The sequence below is a fragment of the Ruegeria hyattellae genome, assembly GCF_041537925.1.
Taxonomy (GTDB): domain Bacteria; phylum Pseudomonadota; class Alphaproteobacteria; order Rhodobacterales; family Rhodobacteraceae; genus Ruegeria_C.
Genome location: NZ_JBGOSH010000007.1, coordinates 129,750 through 146,734, shown reverse-complemented (window position 1 = coordinate 146,734; position 16,985 = coordinate 129,750). Strand labels below are relative to the sequence as shown.

Sequence of the window (16,985 nt, the reverse complement as noted above, 5' to 3'; positions counted from 1 at the left end):
GGCGTCACCCGATATCGATGAAGACATCTCCGCCTTCGACCTTAACGGGGTAGGTTTTCAGATTCACACAGACCGGTGAGCGCTTTGCCTCGCCGGTGCGATAGTCGAATTGGCCGTTGTGCATGGGACATTCGATCAGATGATCGATCAACAGACCGTCTTCCAGATGCACTTCTTCATGAGTGCACAAGCCGTCGGTGCAGTAAAACTCGTCCTCGGGGCTTCGGTAGATGGCAAAGGTACGATCGCCATTGTCATAACGGATAAGGTCTTCGGTTTCGATGTCATCGCAAGCGCAGGCGCGGGTCCAGTTCGTCATAGGCTTTCCTGTATTCCGGGGATTGGGTCACTCAGCCGCTATGGCTGTTGGTCGAGTGTATTCTGGGCTTGGGTTCGCGGCCTCGGGCAGCAACTGCTTGCGGTCGACAAAGTAGAACGGATCGCGCCGCTGGATCAGAATGGCCGGGAGCATTTCGCGAAACGCCGCCAGTGTTCCCGAATAGGCCGGTGGGCAGTCGTCTTTGAGTTCTTCGTGCAAGGCAGGCAGATTATAAAACGGCACCATGGGGTACATGTGGTGTTCCACATGGTAGTTCATGTTCGAATACACGAAGCGAAAGAACCTGTTCATGTAGACAGTCCGCGAGTTCAATCGGTGATCGGGGACGTCTTCTGCCAGCCCGGCATGCTGCAGTGATGCCAGCAGGTGATGCAGCCACGAACCATAGAAAGTGGGACCGCCGATCAGCACAATGGGCAGCCATGATTGCAGCACCATTGCCAAAACAAATGTCATCGCGAGGATTGCGAGGTGAACACGCGACGCCCAAAAGGCTTTTGAGCGGTCGGCTTCGATGAGGAAGGTTTTTTGATCTTTGGTCAATCGACCAGCCGCCAGCCAAAACATCTTTTTCAACTCGTTCCAGCCAGACTGCAGGTGCAACATGTTCCAGAGGATGTTGAGTGGATGCGGAGGCCGGGGAAACGCAATCTCGGGGTCTTTTCCGACGATTACCGTATCCGTGTGATGGCGTGTATGGCTCCACCGCCAAAGATATGGGTTCTTCAGGGACATGAATGAGGCCAGCTGATAGGCTGTTGTGTTCAGCCTTGGCGTTTTGAACACGGTGCCATGGCAGCATTCATGCCAGCGGCTGTCTGCGCAGGATCCGTAAAACACCCCGTAGAGGATGACAGAAGGGACGGCCCACCACGTACCCCAGGTCAGAACGACCAGAGCACCTGTTGCCAACACCAACCCCAGCCAGATCCCGTAATCGATCAGGGCCGGAGCATCGCGGCGCTTCATCAGTTCCTTCATCCGTTTCCGGGGGACTGGAGTGGAATACCACTGCTTCGGTGTAAAGCTTGGGCCGCTGTCCCGGCCAGTCAGCGAATAATCCCGCCATGGCAGGGTATCGTACTTGGTCACATCGGGTTCCTTTTCTGCATTCATGGCGGCAAGCACAGCCGAGGAGTGCCTGATACGTCAAACCCGGGATGATATTTTCTATCATTTTTCTCAAAACCAGGCTTAGAATTAATGATAATTTCTATCATGGAGCGCGCTATGGCCCGTGTTACACTCAAAGACGTTGCAGAAAGGGCGGGGGTTGGCGTCGCAACGGTAGACCGCGTGCTGAATGCGCGCGCACCTGTTTCTGCGGCGACATCTGCGCGGGTGCTGTCAGCGGCAGATGCGTTGGGTTATCGCTCGTCAGGATTGTTGCGACGACGTGTTGAGGAAATGGCACCAGCAAAACGGCTGGGTTTCATCCTGCAAAAGGAAAGCAAGTGGTTTTATCGCGAGCTGGCAGCCGAATTGCAGCGACAGGCAGAGCAGCTTCGCAGCATCCGGGCGAGTGTTGTGATCCGGTATGTCGAAAGCCTGTCGCCATCCGGGCTTGCAGCCGCGATAATCGATATGCACGGCAAAGTGGACACCATAGGCTTGGTTGCGATTGACCATCCGGAGGTCAACCGCGCGATTGCCAGTCTTGATGTACCTGTCTTTGCACTACTTTCGCCGCTTTCTTCCCCGGACGTTACCGCTTATGTCGGGATCGATAGTCGAAAAGCCGGGCGGACGGCAGGTTGGGCAATGGCGCGGCTCAATCAAGCCGAAGGCGCCGTTGGCATCTTGATTGGTTCACATAGATATCTGGGGCACGAAGCGCTTGAGAGCGGGTTCAGGAGCTACATGCGCGAATTTGCGCCTCAGAAGCCCCTTCGAGACTCGGTGGTGTATCTGGATGACGCCGCGGTTGCATATGAAGCCACGGCAGAACTGCTGCAGGCCCACAAAGACCTCTCAGGTATTTATCACTGTGGCGGCGGAGTGAGTGGAGCATTGAAGGCGCTGCGCGAAGCGGGGCGCGCACGGGACGTTTTTTACATCTGCCATGAACGAACGCCGGTAACCGAAGCAGCACTTGCCGATAGCAGTGTCGATATGGTGATAAACAACCCGTTGGATCAGGTTGCCGATCGCGTGACCTACCTAATGTCCCGGTGTCTTGCGGGAAAACCGTTTCAGGCACAGATAGGAACTATTCCGTTCTATCTCTGCACATCTGAAAACCTGTGAGCGTCAGCCGAAGGTAGCGCCGTTGATGTTTTCCCGGGTGATAACTTCAACCGGAACGACCTCTGCCTGATAGGAGCGGTTTTCCAGTTTCGCGATCAGAGTTTGAACGGCTTGTTCAGCGATCCGCCGCATATTCTGGTGGATGACAATATCCATTGACCCTTCCAGCAGGTAGTTACGTGTTTTCGGCGTGAGGTTGTGGCCGATCAGCATGATTTCTCCGGTTAAGCCGCGATCAGCCAGAGCCGCCACAATGCCTTCATTGCCGCCTCCAACATTGTAAATACCCAGCAGGCCAGGATGTTCGTCCAGCATCTGACCAACGACCATGCGGTTTTCGTGTACGTCATCGTGGCCAATATAGGTGCCCACGACACGGAGATGGTTGAAATCCCTTCTCAAGGCCGACCGAAATCCCATCTCGCGGTCCGAGTGATTGCGATACAGTTGCTCTCCGGAAATCACGCCGACGGCCCCCGATTGTCGCAGAATTCGACCCATAAAATATGCCGCTGTTCGTCCTGCAGCCATGTTGTCCGTCCCGACAAATTGGCCCAACACGTGGCTGATCAGATCGGATACGACCGGGATGCACGGAATATTCAACCCGTGCAGTTCTTCGACAGCGTCGCGAACCCGCGGATCATCCAATGCCTGAAAACCTACTGCATCAATACCCTGACTGGCGCAGGATCTTAGCTTACGGGCCAACACGGAGGGTTCCAGTTTCTTGGAAAACACGCATTCGACGGTGGCGCGGCCATTGGTGAAGACATTCTGAAAACAGTCGCCCAGAAATTCTGTCGACGGCCCGGCTTCTTCTGGCAAGAAGATTTTCAATCGCCAGGGACGCGTTGGCTGGTCCAATTGAGCGCCGGATTCGATCGCGTGCTTGGCCTGCAATACGCGCTGGCGGGTCTCAGGCTTGACGTTCGATCTGTTGTTCAGAACCCGGTCAACCGTGGCGGTACCTACTCCTGCAATCCTGGCAATCTCGGATACACGCGCCTTCTTAAGGATTTTTGGAACTTCATCGTTCATTGACATAATATACCATCATTTAGGATCAAAATCATCCTCAAAGATAACCACACCAGCATCAAAAAACATCAATACCGTCATTTGATGCAGTTTTTCTTGCCAGCCAAACAGGAGGGGGCCTATCCCACTGTCATGCAACGGGATCGAGTCCCGTTCAGGGAGGATAACATGACCTACACAGCCAAATTGCTGGCCAGCGTAACCGGCCTAATAATGACAGCCGGTACAGTACTGGCAGCGGACTTTACCTTTAAGTATGGCAACGAGCAGCCGGAAACTTCAATCCGTTCTCAGTCCATGGACTGGTTCAAGACCGAGCTTGAAAAGCATTCCGACGGTCGCATCGAAGTCGAGAACTTCTTTGGCGCAGCTCTCGGTAACGAGCGCGAAATGATGGACCAGGTGACGGCCGGATTGCTGCAGGGTACGCGTGGTGGTTTCTTTGCTGACGCGTCCGGTGCATTCAACCTGTATCAACTACCGTTCCTTGTCGCGAACTGGGATGAGATGGAATGTCTGGTGGGCTCGGACTTCACTAAGGGTGTTCAGGCCCGCGCAGAAGAAAACGGATATCACATCCCCGCCACCGGCATCAGCCAAGGTTTCCGGGCCTATACCAACAACGTTCAACCAATAACTTCGGTTGATGATCTGCAAGGTCTGCGCATTCGTGAGCCTCAATCCGACCTGATGATCGCCACGGGTACCGCCATCGGGTCAGTTCCGGTCGCCATGCCTTTTTCCGAGGCGTATCAGGCGTTTAAGCAGGGCGTAATCGACGGTCAGCATAACCCGCCGCAAAACATCTGGGACTTTAACATTCACGAAGTTCAAAAATTTCTGACGCTATCGAACCACATGACCGGCCCCGATCCGCTGATTGTCAACAAGGCATGGTACGACGGTCTGCCCGAAGACTTGCAGGCCACTTTTGACGAGGTTGCTGTCGAAGCGATGGCGATGTCGGACAAGCTATACCGCGATGCCGAGACCAACATTGTAGGCGAACTTGGCAAACACATGGAAATCAACGAGTTGTCACCAGAAGCCCTGGCAGGTTTCCAGGAAGCAGTCGGGCCGGTCTATCAACAGATGATCGACGCTGGCCATTTCACGATGGACGACATCGATGCAGCACGTGCCGCAGCAGCGTCCTGCGGCTAATCTGAAACGGCAATTCCGGGCGCTGTGACCCTGCGCCCGGATCCCCTTCTTACCGGAACCGGTTTATGGATACGCTCTCTGCAATCGACCATGTACTGACGCGAGTCATTGAAGCGCTGATGGTCGTACTATTCGGGGTGTTTCTGGTGATTGTTGTCACCAAGGTCCTGATGCGCCCATTTGACATGGCGATCTACGGTGTCGACGAACAGGTCAAGATTGCGTTTCTTTGCACCTCTGCCTTAGGCGGTGCCGTTGCGATTACGAAGCGTGAGCATATCGCGATCACGTTCTTCATCGACATGATGCCATACTACATCAAAATGGCCTTCTACGTGGCAGGGCTTGTCCTTGTCGGGGTGATGAACGCGGCGCTGGTCTGGTTATCCATCGATTGGATCGCAGGACCGGGCAAAAACATGTGGCAACCTTTCGGGATGCCTCAGGGCTACGTGTTCATCATCGTTCCAACCTCCTGCTCGATTGCAGTTTTCTACTGCTTCGTTCGTGTGGTTCTGACCTTGGGTGGGCGCGATTCAATCGATGTTCTCTGGATGCCGGAGGACTGACATGCTGATCCTGTTCGCCACTCTCGGAATATTGTTGGTTTGCGGAGTCCCAATTGCCTATTCGCTGGGACTGGCCTCGCTTGCCTACTTCCTGATCGAAGCCCCAGCTGCGACCGGGTTCGTCGTTCAGCGCTTCTTTTCCGGCATCAACAATTACCCGCTGGTCTCGTTGCCCTTTTTCATCCTGATGGGCCTGGTGATGAATTCTGGAGGCATCACGCGGCGCCTGCTGGACCTGTCCATGTTTTTCGTCGGTCGCCTCAAGGGCGGGCTTGGGCTGGTCAATGTAGTCGGCTCGATGATCTTTGGCGGGATTTCCGGGTCTTCCGCTTCGGACACTGCGTCCATCGGGTCTGTGCTGATCCCTGAGATGGAAAAACGGGGATATCCAAAGAGCTTTGCGGCAGGGATCACGGTTGCCTCTTCCACAATGGGTATGATCATCCCGCCATCTGTGCCGATGATCATCTACGCAGTCGCGGCAGAAGAGAGCATCGGCCGCCTGTTTCTGGGTGGGATCATTCCGGGCATCATGGTTGGCTTGCTGCAGTTAATCGTGGTCTGGCTGTTGGCTAAACGGAACGATTACCCGACCGAGGACGTCCCGTTCACAGTGGCCGAGGCGGCACGGCAGGCACGTCGTTCGGCTGCCGTGGCGTTGATGCCGATCCTGATCGTGGGTTCTGTGGTCTTCGGTTTTGTTACCCCAACTGAGACAGCCGGGGCAGCGGTAGTTTATGGCCTGATCATCGGTTTGTTCATCGTTGGTTTTGGCGTTCTGAAAGAACTGCCCGGAGCCATGCGGCATGCCATAATAATGTCCGCCAAGATCATGATGATCATCGCGTTCAGTCAGGTGTTCATCACCGTACTGGCGCTGGAACGTGTGCCCAATCAGCTTGCCGACTTCGTGTCGGGCCTTGGGCTTGGCCCGGTCGCCTTCATGGTTCTGACGGCCATCCTGATCCTGATGGCGGGTACGTTCATCGACGTCAGCCCCGCCATTCTTTTGCTGACACCAGTTCTATTGCCAGTCGCTGAAAAGCTGGGAGTATCCGGTGTGCATTTTGGCGTGGTTATGGTCTCGGGTCTGGCGGTTGGAGCGTGCACGCCGCCAGTGGGGAATTGCCTGAACGTCTGCGCTGCAATCTGCCGTCTACCAATTGGGACGATTTTTGTCGGGGCCGCACCGTTCCTGCTGGCAAATGTGGTGGTGCTGATCCTAATCGCGGTCTTCCCGCAACTGGTCATGTGGATACCTGACGCAGTGATGGGGCCGTAGCAACACAGAATTGGGCAGCGGGGTGTCTTCCGGACCTGCCCGGCCTTGGTCAGCCAATGCCTGAAATCCCCCCACAAATCGACGCCCACAAATTTATGGGCGCCAAACCTCAACTCCGGCCAGGCCGGGCGACACACTAGGAAGACAATTATGCAACGTGCAGGTGTCATAGGATTGGGTGATATGGGCAGCGGGCTGGCCAAGAACCTGATCAAAAACGGGTTCGAAACCATCGGTTTTGATCTAAGTAATGCGCGGCTAAACGCACTGGCCGATATGGGTGGGACCGCGGCGGCCAGTGTGGCAGATGTCGGGGCCAATTCGGGTGCTGTCTACGTCATGGTAATGAACGGTGATCAGGCCAAAGCCGTGATCCTTGGCGAAAACGGTCTGGTCGGTCACATGGCGCAAGGCGGAGTCGTGATCCTGACCGCCACGATCAAACCCCGCGAGGCGCGCGAGATTGGCGAGGCCATGGCCGGTTCGGGCATCCACCTGATCGACAGCCCGGTGTCAGGTGGTTTTCCTGGTGCGCAGGATGGCACCCTGACCATGATGGCCGCAGCCCCCAATGCCGTACTGGACGAATTCCAGCCTGTGATGGAGGCGGTCTCGGCCACCATTCACCGTGTAGGTGACGCGCCCGGGCAAGGTCAGACCGTAAAGGCGTGCCTGCAGACTCTGATTGGTTCAATATTTTCGGCAACATTTGAGGCGTCAGTTCTGGCAGCCAAGGCAGGCGTGAAAGGCAAGAACCTGTTCGAGGTTTTCTCGACATCCGGGGCCGGCTGTGGGTGCACAAACACGGCGCTCGAAAACATCATCGACCGTAAGTTTGCAGATACCGGATCAGGCATCGGCACCATGCACAAAGACCTGACCATCTCGCTGGATCTGGCCGAAGAACTGGGCGTTCCGATGCATACCGCATCCTCGGCCATGCAGATTTTCCATGCTGGCAAAGCCAAGTTCCCCGAAGGCGACAATTGGGCCTGCACCCGTGTGATCGAAGACATTGTCGGCGCTGAGCTGCATCGCTGAGAAAGGACAAGAACATGAAACTTGGCGTTATCTGTGACGGTATCAGCCGCGATCTGAAACACGCGGTCGATGTGATGGATGAGTTTGACCTCGAATATGCCGAACTGCAATTCGTGGGCGATACGGAAGTTGGTGATCACACGGCTGACGAGGTCAGGGAAATTGACACGCTGCTCCGGGATCGGGGCAAGCCTGTTTCTTGCCTGTCGCGCCACATCTTTGCGGGGATGACCGCGGCGAATAAGCCGGGGGATGAATTGCACAGCAAGCATATGGATGCTTTGAAGCGCGTGATCGATATGGCGCATGTGGTTGGCAGCCCGTTGGTGCGCATTATGACCCCGAAAAAGGAGCAAATTCTTTGGGGGTTCGGAGGTGCCGAGAAATGGAATGTCGCCAAAGGCGCATGGGACGCCATGTTGCCCCTGATCGAGCCCGCGATCGACGTCGCCAAGGATGGCGGAGTGACTTTGGTCGTCGAAACAGGCAACGGCACCATGGTGAATTCGAACTACACCGCCCGCAAACTGATTGATGATCTGAATGCCAAGGGCACGTTGAAAGTCCTCTGGGATCCTGCCAACAACTGCTGGTGCCATGAGCGGGCATTCCCTGCCGGATACGACGAAGTAAAAGACGGTTATCTCGGGCATATCCATATCAAGGACGTTCAAGCCGACACACCCCGCGCAACACTGTCGGTCAAACAGATGGGCGAGGGTCAACTGGCCGATCAGTTTCAGCCGATGGCGGATGCTCTGAAAGCCGACGCTTATGATGGTGTCGTATCATTCGAAAGCGTCTACCACCCCGGTAACGGAAACTTCGAAGACGGTTTCCGCCGCTGCGTTGATCGCTTCAAAGAGCATTTTGGCTAGCATCAAAAAGAGCGCTTCGGCCAATCGATGTCCCTCCCAATACATCGCACGGCCGAAAAACAGGCCCGCCGTCAGGCGGGCCTGTTTTGACGTTTTCAGATGAAAAACAAAACGACGGTCTGCTGGGTATACCTCAGGTTAATCCCGAAACGCTTTAGGCCGCGAACTAAGCGAACTGCCGAAACGGACAGAGTTCAGGCGTGAATTGGCCCTTGCGGATCATGTGCGCAGGCACCGCAAACTTAATGCACAGTTCTCGTTGAAGTGCGATTGGGCTGCATGACCAACACCAACAGCTCTTCCATTTATCACCGCCACCGCTTCCCGCCAGATGTGATCGCACATGCGGTCTGGCTGCATTTTCGTTTCCCTTTCAGTTTGCACATGGTCTAGACACAAAAAAAGGGCAGGTCTTACGACCTGCCCAAAAAATTGCACCTAACTGGGAGGAAAGGGCGCAATTTGTCTTCAGCGATTACTTCGCGCCTGCTTTCTTGGCAGCAGTGGTCACGTCGTTGGTCGCTTTCTTAACTGCGGCGGTTGCATCTTCGGTGATGTCTTTGCCGGCAGCCATCAGCAGCTCGACGGTGTCCATCTGTACTTTCTTTGCAACTTCAGCGTAGGCAGCCAGGTTTTCAGCAGCAACTTCGGCCGAGGAAGAGGCGAAGTCGGTTGCGGCTTTGGCGTAGTCTGCCGGCTCTGCCTTGGCTTTGGAATAGTCGCCCATCTTGGCCAGGGTGTCCTTGGTCCACTTGCTGGAGATCTCAGCCGACTTTTCAGCCGCTTCCAGAGCAACACCCGAGAGCTTTTCGCTCAGGTTGGTGGTGGTTTTGAAAGCGTCCTGGTAGGCAGTGGTGTCAACCGGGAAAGCACCCAGCGCGTCTTTGAAGATGGTGGTGAAGTCTTGCGAATTTGCCATTGTCTTAATCCTAAATGCCGGGTCCGGGCCCACCCCGTTTCCTTCGGCTTGAGGTGTATATGGATGCTGCAGCACAGCATTGCAAGAAAATGTTGCTGCACTGCAGCAACTCTTTAATTTTCACATGACAATCGACCTTGTTGCATAGACAGCCGAGCCGCAGTATCGCCAACGTTCACTCAGACGCGAGCGACAGTAGATGCCCCATAAATTCAATGATGACCGTCGCGGCAAGTTTCCTAAAGCAAAGTTCCGGGTCACGAACTGCCCGGGTTACAACGAAAGCCTCCGGCGTCGGGGTGACGTGAATATCTGGTTTTCTGAAGATGTAGTGGAGAAGTGGGCATCGCCACGCCGCAAGACACGCGGCGGTCAGTCCCGCTACTCCGATCTGGCGATCGAGATCTGTCTGACCCTTAGGGTCGTCTTTCGACTTCCACTCCGACAAACTCAGGGTTTTGTGCGGTCGGTTGCCAGGTTGATGGGTGTGGACATCGTTGTGCCGGATTTCTCGACCTTGTCGCGACGTGGCAAGGGATTAAAGATTGCCCAAAACCGGCGAGCTGCAAGTAAACCAATCACCCTCATTGTGGATAGCACGGGTCTGAAAGTGCATGGCGGCGACAACTGGCATGAAGAAAAGTACGGCGCCAGGAAGGCCCGCAAAACATGGCGCAAACTCCATATCGGGCTCGACCGGGAAACTGGTGATATTGTTGCCTCGAAGCTGACCACGGAACATGTAGGCGACGAAACAGCGCTGCCAGAATTGCTCACTGACATTGATGCCGATGTGAGCCGGTTTCTTGCGGATGGTGCGTATGACGGCCAAGGGGTGGTCGACTGCCTGGAAAGCAGGTTCGGGTCTGGAATAGAGATCATTATCCCTCCACCAAAGAACGCAGTGCGCGGCGAGAATGCACAACGCAATCGACACGTCGCTGCCATCGCTAAACATGGCAGAATGAACTGGCAAGCCGAGACGGGGTACAACCAGCGATCACAGGTTGAAGCTCAAATCGGCAGATGGAAACAGGTTATAGGTGATGGCCTGCAAGCGCGTGATTTTGGCCGTCAAATCGCCGAAGCGAAAGTAGCAGCAAAGGCGCTCAACCGCATGACAGGTCTCGGTCGTGCGATGTATGAGCGCGTCATCTGAAGTGATGGAGTAAGGGGTAAACTCGCCTAAGTCATGATCCATGCAACACAGCCGATATCCTGCAAAACCTCGAACGTATGGAAAAGGACTTCATGCGGGCGCGGCGTGACAAGCCCGCCTCGGCGGGGCGCATCCTGAAACGTGCCAAACCGCTCTATCGAAAGGCGGCGCAAGCGCTTCTGAAATTTCTTGATGCCTGCACTGCGGTCGAGGAAATGGCAAAGAAGGTTGAGGCGACCAAGTCAGCCTCTGCCAAGATCAAGCCGCTTGATTCTTTCCATCAGAATGATATCCGGGGTCGCCAGCTCATCCGTGATCTTCGGCAAAAGAAAACGCTGAAGAAGATGAGAGAATGTGCCGATCGCGATGCGCCGGAGTTCAAGGAAATCCGTCTCAGATATTTGCGACTCGAAGTCGAGGCGGAAAAAGCCCACAAGCTGTGGTGGTCAAACGCGGAGATTGTTTTGAACCTTCAGGAAATGCACAACCGCGCGATACCCACAGCATCGTCGAAGGAGTTGAAGAAGCTCAGGGACCGACATTTCAAGCAGATGATGAAATGCCTTACACTCATGAAGGCGTCGGACCGGATGCGCAAGAAGGCAGAAGCAATCGACGAGGAACTGGAGGCATTGCAGAAACTGCAACCAGCATAATTACGACCTTGATGGTCTTCCTTTTCTGAGCCGCGCGAGCGGCCAAAGGTGAATACTTCACGACCCAGCGGTTAAGCGTCGCATGATCAACCGACACACCACGTTCCTACATGATCTCTTCCAGGTCACGGTAAGAGACGCCGTACCGAACGTAGAAATAGACCGCGAACAGGATCACAGAGTTTGGGTAGTCTGCACCTTTGATGTCGAGCACCGGACATCCCCAAATGCAAACAAACTGAATGGAGGCGTCCACACCTTCATAGCCTTTCGAGGAAAAGGAACGGCCCGCAATTTCGGGCCGCTCTTACCTTCGTGATTACAACGATCAGCGGGTTTGCCCCAATGGATCCAGCTCATCTCTCAGCCAGTCACCGAGCAAGTTCAGGCCGAGCACCGTCAGCATGATGGCAACACCTGGGAATACGGTCACCCACCAAGCGGTCTGGATGTAGCTGCGCCCCTCTGAAAGCATGCCACCCCAGCTTGGCGTCTGTGGGTCGGCGCCGAGGCCAAGGAAGGTCAGGCTGCTTTCAAGAAGGATATTGTTGGCCACATTCAGTGTCAGAAGAATGATCAGCGGACCCATGGCATTCGGCAGAATGTGCGAAAAAATGATTTTCACATCCGGCAGGCCGTAGCTGCGTGCGGCTTGGACAAATTCACGCTCTCGCAGGCTCAGAACCGAGCTGCGCACCAGACGCGCATATTGTACCCATTGCGATACGATCATCAGGATGATGATCCGGTCGATCCCAGGGCCAACGATGGCAATGACGGTGATAGCCATCAGAATGAACGGTAGGGCCAACTGAACATCAGCGAACCGCATGACAAAGGTATCCAGGAAACCGCGATAGTACCCGGCAAAGAGCCCTATCACTGTTCCAAGCACTACCGAGCCGATGGCGGAGAGCACACCGACCAACAGTGAAACACGCCCCCCGTGGATAATTCGTTCCAGAATATCCCGGCCCAACGGATCTGTGCCCAATGGGTGTTCAGACGATAGGAAAGGCGGCGTCAAACGTGCCAGAAGGTCAACTTTGGCCCCCCCGTCGGGATAGATGACCCCGGAAGACAGAACCAGCAGTGTTAAAATACCCGTCAGCAGCGCACCCGCGATAAATTCGAACTTGAAATAGCGGCTCATCAGGAACTTAGGAATGGCGCGCACAGATTTTTGTTGTGTTTGGTCAGTCATTTAAGCCACCCTGATGCGCGGGTCGATCAGGCCATAGACCAAATCAACAGCGAGGTTTACGGCGACAATCATGATCGCCAGAATGGAAACGGTTGCCTGCAGGAGTGGGTAGTCGCGTTGTGCGATAGCCTCGATGGACAGCGTGCCCATGCCAGGCCAGTTGAAGACCAGCTCGACCACCACAAGCCCACCGATGAGATTGCCAAATTGCAGTCCAAGGAAGGTTACAATGGCAATTGCCGCATTGCGCAGGGCGTGCTTGTAAATGACCACTCCCTCTGTCATGCCCTTGGCGCGTGCCACCATCACATATTGGGCCGACAACGTCTCCAACATCTGTGTTCGGACCAGACGAACATTCGTCGCCGTCAGGATGATGCCAATTGTCATGGCCGGCAGGATCAGAGCGGACCAACTTTCAAAGCCCGAAGCCGGCAGGAGCGGGAAGGTGATCGAAAAAAGAAGAACGAACATGATCCCGAGCCAGAAGTTCGGGAAAGAAAGTCCCACCAGCGACAACACCCGGATGATCTGATCAGACAGACCGCCTTTGTGGAGCGCCGAGTGAATGCCCAAAGGGATCGAAATGAGGATTGAAACCCCAAGTGAAGCGACCGCCAGCAGCAAGGTTGCGGGCAGCGCTATTCCGATCAGATCGCGGATCGAGCCCCGAAAAAACGAATCTCCGAGATCGCCGGTCAGAAGGCTTTTGATGAAGTCGAAGTACTGAACGAAGAACGGACGGTTCAGACCCAGGGCCTCGCGGATGCGGGAAAGGTCTTCTTCAGTAACATTGCTTGATTCAGCGGTCATCATGATCGCTGGATCACCGGTCAGGCGGATGGCAAAAGCAACGAATAGGGTCACAGCAAGTGTCACAAGTATCGCTTGAAAGACACGTTGCAGTATAAAGCGGAAGACTGGCATGAGTTCTCCTCCCAGCGGCCAATGCTGATGGCAACCAGCTCCCAACCCCGCGGGATTGGGAGCCGGAACAGGTTTATTTCAGGGTGATGTCCATGTAGCGGACGCGGTCATCTGGCGCCGGAACAAAGCCTTCGACTCGCTTGTTCACACCATAAAGCGTTGATAGGTTGTAGAGTGGCAGATCGAGCGCGTGCTCGTGGGCATAAGCGGCCACCTTCTGCAACGCGTCGCGGCGCACTTGGGTGTTGTAGGTCGCCCTTTCTTCTTCGAGCAGCGCATTTAGCTTTGCATCATCGATGTAGGGATTATTGCGCTCACCTGTATGGTACAGAAGATAGGCCGTGTTATCGAAGTCAAAGGTCCAGCCACCCCAGCCAAAGTAGAACATTTCGCCGGATTTACCGTTGGTCACGATCTCGTTGAAGAAGACGCTGGTCTCGTGGGTGCGAACCTTTAACTTCAGACCAACCTGGTCAAGATAAGCTGCCATGACCTGCGCGATTTCGCGGAACGTGTCATTGTTGCTTGGAATATCGAGCGCGATTTCGGAACCCGGCGCAACGCCTGCCTCTTGCAAAAGGGTTTTTGCGCCTTCCGGGTCGTAAGGATAGGGCTGCAGTGACGTATCATTTCCAAAGGATCTCTCGCCCTGAGCACTGGAAATCGGGCTTGCGAGTCCGCCGAGCAGCGCCTCAATGATGGTGTCACGATCAACTGCCATTGAGATCGCTTTGCGCACACGCGGGTCAACGGTGATACCGTTTTCCGTATTGAAACGCGTGATGACAACGGACGGACCATCGACGTCTACAAGATCCACGACATCGCTTTGCTTGATGGTTTCAACCGAAGGCGTCGGAATGTTCAGCGAGATGTCGATACCGCCGGACAGAAGCTCTGCCATGCGCGTCGCGTCTTCCGGAATGAATCGGATGTTTACGTTGTCGACATTGGCGTTACCGTTCCAATAGTTGTCGAACCGCTCAAGTTTCACGCCAACGGTTGGAGTGTATTCCACGATCTTGAACGGACCGGTGCCGACCGGTTTCATGTCAAATGCTTCTTCCCCGACTTCTTCGATGTACTTCGGCGGAACAATCATCGCCCCATAGCCGGACAGCTTGGTGATCAGGACTGGATCGGGGCGTTCCATCAAGAAATCTACGGTGAGCTCATCGACAACCACAACTTCGCGGATCGAAGTGTAATTGCCGCGCTGCGGGCCTTTTGCACCTTCTTCGCCGAGCAAACGGTCAAAGGTGTATTTGACTGCTTCTGCATTGAAAGGCTCACCGTTGTGGAATTCGACGCCTTCGCGCAGCGTGAATCGAATACGGGTTTCGTTATCGAGGAATTCCCAATTGGTGGCGAGACCGGGTTTCAGCTGCAGGTCTTCGCCGCGGAAGACCAGACCGTCAAAGACGTTGCTGGCGATCGAGCCCCAGGCCAGGCGGAAAGTATCGATTGGATCGAGGTTTTGTGGATCGCGCCCCTGCGCGACATTTAGTGTGGTTTCGGCAAACGCCATCATGGGCGTTGCGAAAGTGAGGCATGACGCCAAAAGGGTCGAGCGGACCACGTTCTTGGCTGTGAGATATCGAAATAATATTCGCATAAGTCCTCCTGTCGGTGGTGTGTAAGAAGGGCATTCGCCCTCGTTGTAGCGCTGATTGGGTGGCGGGCTAGCGCAGCGATGCCCCCATTTCCTCGGCGGACTGTGCGGCATAGAAATGGCCGTCTTCGACGGGCTGAAGGTCGACAAGCGCTGGTCCTTCTCCAACGGGACACATTGCGCTTGGGATTTCCCCTTCCAACGGTGGTCGGGTGGGGCGGTGGCCCGGATTTAGAACCGGAACAGCTGACAAAAGTCTTTTCGTATAGGGATGCTGCGGGTTTTCAAAGATCTGCTGACGGCTGCCGATCTCTACAATCTGACCCAGATACATCACCGCCACCCGGTGGCTGATCCGCTCAACCACGGCCATGTCATGGGTGATGAAGAGGTAGGATAAACCTTGCTCAGCCTGAAGCTGCATCAAGAGATTCACCACCTGCGCTTGGACGGATACATCAAGCGCCGAGACCGCCTCGTCAGCGATGATCAGGCTCGGGTCGCAGGCCAGAGCGCGGGCAATACAGAGACGCTGTCGCTGACCACCCGAGAACTGATGCGGGTATCGGGTGGCATGCGCTGCAGGCAGATCGACCTTGGTCAGCAGATCAGCAGTTTTCGCCTCGGCTTCCTCTTTGGAAGACACCAACCCGTGGACTTTTGCAGGTTCAATCAGGCTTTCGCCTACGGTCTTGCGCGGGTTCAGCGAGCCATAGGGGTCCTGGAAGACATACTGGCTTTGCTTGCGGAACGTTTTTCGCTGTTCCGCAGGCAGAGTAAAGATGTCCTGACCGTGATAGCGCATCACGCCTGAGACAGGCTCCACCAGTTGTTGAATGGTTTTCCCGACCGTGGATTTGCCGCTGCCGGATTCACCAACTAGGGCAAGCGTTTCTCCGGGATAAATTTTGAATGAAATTTTCTCCGCCGCGTGCACGCGGTACGTCACGCGGTTCAGGAGTCCGCCGCGGATGTCATAGCGCGTTGTCAGGTCTTCAATTTCAAGCAATGGCTGTCTGTGGTCGATGGCCTTGGCCGGGGCCGTGTCGTGGATCTGTGTCTGACCGGGAATATCGAAGAGTTTCGGTTGTGTGGTGCCGGTCATGCTGCCAATGCGCGGGACTGCCGCCAACAGCGCCTGTGTGTAGGCTTCTTTGGGGGTGCCCAAGACGGTTTCCACCGGTCCGGTTTCGACGAACTTGCTGGCCTTCATCACCAGAACATTGTCAGCCATCTCAGAGACGACCCCCATGTCGTGGCTGATGAAAATTACGGAAGTTCCCATCTCGGCCTGCAGTTCACGAACGATATGCAGAATTTGTGCCTGAATGGTCACATCGAGTGCCGTTGTCGGCTCATCCGCAATCAGGATTTTTGGCTGACAACACAATGCCATGGCGATCATTACGCGCTGGCGCATCCCGCCGGACAATTGGTGCGGGTAGCTGTCCAGCAAGCGTGCGGCATTGGGCAGGCGTACAAGGTCCAGAAACTCCAGTGCCTTGGCGCGAGCGTCGCGTTTGCCCAGACCTTGGTGGAATGCCAGCGTCTCGCCCATCTGCCCCCCGATCGTGAACACCGGGTTCAATGACGTCATCGGTTCCTGGAAGATCATCGCGATTTCATTACCGCGGATCTTGCGAAGCTCGCGCTCGGAGAGCTGGGCGAGGTCCACACGCCGCCCCAGAACCTTACTTTCGAAAAACAAACTGCCTTTCGGAACACGGCCACCAATATGGCGCAGCAATCCCAGTATCGCGAGCGAAGAGATCGATTTGCCAGAACCGGATTCACCGACGATGGCCAAGGTCTTGTTGTGCTCAAGATCGAAGGACACGCCATCGACAGCCCGAACCGCAAAATCTCCATAACCGAATTCGACCGTCAATTCGCGAACGGAAAGCAGGGGTGCAGCGTTTGTAAAGCTATCTGGCATGGCGGTGATC

General features: G+C 55.1%; 16 protein-coding genes and 1 pseudogene. 8 read left to right on the top strand and 9 right to left on the bottom strand.

Translation table 11 applies throughout. The annotated features are described in order from the left end of the window. Positions 1-4: 4 nt before the first annotated feature. Complete coding sequence (locus AB1E33_RS17475) at positions 5-319, bottom strand: MocE family 2Fe-2S type ferredoxin (RefSeq protein WP_372578555.1); 315 nt, start codon at positions 317-319, stop codon at positions 5-7. 27 nt (positions 320-346) lie between these two features. Further along, positions 347-1,432 carry a fatty acid desaturase gene (locus tag AB1E33_RS17470; RefSeq protein ID WP_372578554.1) on the bottom strand — a complete coding sequence of 362 codons (1,086 nt, stop codon included), beginning with the start codon at positions 1,430-1,432 and terminating at the stop codon, positions 347-349. 111 nt (positions 1,433-1,543) lie between these two features. Between AB1E33_RS17470 and AB1E33_RS17465 the strand changes: the two genes are divergently transcribed. Then, on the top strand, positions 1,544-2,587 hold the full coding sequence (locus tag AB1E33_RS17465; RefSeq protein ID WP_372578553.1) for a LacI family DNA-binding transcriptional regulator: 1,044 nt from the start codon (positions 1,544-1,546) through the stop codon (positions 2,585-2,587). A 3-nt stretch (positions 2,588-2,590) separates the two neighbouring features. Here the strand turns inward: AB1E33_RS17465 and AB1E33_RS17460 are convergent, their stop codons facing one another. Then, positions 2,591-3,634: a LacI family DNA-binding transcriptional regulator gene (locus tag AB1E33_RS17460; protein WP_372578552.1), complete on the bottom strand. Its 1,044-nt coding sequence runs from the start codon at positions 3,632-3,634 to the stop codon at positions 2,591-2,593. 78 nt (positions 3,635-3,712) lie between these two features. Between AB1E33_RS17460 and AB1E33_RS17455 the strand changes: the two genes are divergently transcribed. The 5 genes from AB1E33_RS17455 to AB1E33_RS17435 all read left to right on the top strand — a co-directional run bounded on the left by AB1E33_RS17455 (position 3,713) and on the right by AB1E33_RS17435 (position 8,562). Next, the gene (locus AB1E33_RS17455; RefSeq protein WP_372578551.1) at positions 3,713-4,792 is read left to right on the top strand and encodes a TRAP transporter substrate-binding protein; all 1,080 of its coding nucleotides are present in this window, start codon (positions 3,713-3,715) and stop codon (positions 4,790-4,792) included. Between the two features lie 65 nt (positions 4,793-4,857). Further along, positions 4,858-5,361: a TRAP transporter small permease gene (locus AB1E33_RS17450; protein WP_372578550.1), complete on the top strand. Its 504-nt coding sequence runs from the start codon at positions 4,858-4,860 to the stop codon at positions 5,359-5,361. 1 nt (position 5,362) lies between these two features. Then, positions 5,363-6,643 carry a TRAP transporter large permease gene (locus tag AB1E33_RS17445; RefSeq protein ID WP_372578549.1) on the top strand — a complete coding sequence of 427 codons (1,281 nt, stop codon included), beginning with the start codon at positions 5,363-5,365 and terminating at the stop codon, positions 6,641-6,643. Positions 6,644-6,793: 150 nt separating this feature from the next. Beyond that, entirely contained in the window at positions 6,794-7,684 is an 891-nt protein-coding gene (locus AB1E33_RS17440) for an NAD(P)-dependent oxidoreductase (protein WP_372578548.1), read from the top strand. Positions 7,685-7,698: 14 nt separating this feature from the next. After that, entirely contained in the window at positions 7,699-8,562 is an 864-nt protein-coding gene (locus AB1E33_RS17435) for a sugar phosphate isomerase/epimerase family protein (RefSeq protein WP_372578547.1), read from the top strand. A 475-nt stretch (positions 8,563-9,037) separates the two neighbouring features. Here the strand turns inward: AB1E33_RS17435 and AB1E33_RS17430 are convergent, their stop codons facing one another. Next, positions 9,038-9,481, bottom strand: a complete 444-nt coding sequence (locus AB1E33_RS17430; RefSeq protein WP_372578546.1) for a phasin, PhaP — start codon at positions 9,479-9,481, stop codon at positions 9,038-9,040. Between the two features lie 199 nt (positions 9,482-9,680). On the opposite strand from AB1E33_RS17430, the gene AB1E33_RS17425 reads away from it, so the two are divergent. Further along, entirely contained in the window at positions 9,681-10,640 is a 960-nt protein-coding gene (locus tag AB1E33_RS17425; protein WP_372578545.1) for an IS5 family transposase, read from the top strand. Between the two features lie 77 nt (positions 10,641-10,717). After that, on the top strand, positions 10,718-11,296 hold the full coding sequence (locus tag AB1E33_RS17420) for a hypothetical protein (RefSeq protein WP_372578544.1): 579 nt from the start codon (positions 10,718-10,720) through the stop codon (positions 11,294-11,296). 16 nt (positions 11,297-11,312) lie between these two features. Here AB1E33_RS17420 and AB1E33_RS17415 read toward each other — a convergent pair. The 5 genes and pseudogenes from AB1E33_RS17415 to AB1E33_RS17395 form a co-directional block, all read right to left on the bottom strand. Next, positions 11,313-11,510: pseudogene (locus AB1E33_RS17415) on the bottom strand (IS6 family transposase); the annotation flags it as partial. A 114-nt stretch (positions 11,511-11,624) separates the two neighbouring features. Further along, positions 11,625-12,500 (bottom strand): ABC transporter permease, encoded by an 876-nt coding sequence (locus AB1E33_RS17410; protein WP_372578543.1) that lies wholly within the window; start codon positions 12,498-12,500, stop codon positions 11,625-11,627. Further along, on the bottom strand, positions 12,501-13,427 hold the full coding sequence (locus tag AB1E33_RS17405) for an ABC transporter permease (protein WP_372578542.1): 927 nt from the start codon (positions 13,425-13,427) through the stop codon (positions 12,501-12,503). A 73-nt stretch (positions 13,428-13,500) separates the two neighbouring features. Beyond that, the gene (locus AB1E33_RS17400) at positions 13,501-15,189 is read right to left on the bottom strand and encodes an ABC transporter substrate-binding protein (RefSeq protein WP_372578541.1); all 1,689 of its coding nucleotides are present in this window, start codon (positions 15,187-15,189) and stop codon (positions 13,501-13,503) included. Beyond that, complete coding sequence (locus AB1E33_RS17395; RefSeq protein WP_372578540.1) at positions 15,110-16,975, bottom strand: ABC transporter ATP-binding protein; 1,866 nt, start codon at positions 16,973-16,975, stop codon at positions 15,110-15,112. The genes AB1E33_RS17400 and AB1E33_RS17395 overlap by 80 nt, the downstream gene beginning before the upstream one ends. Positions 16,976-16,985: the final 10 nt, after the last annotated feature.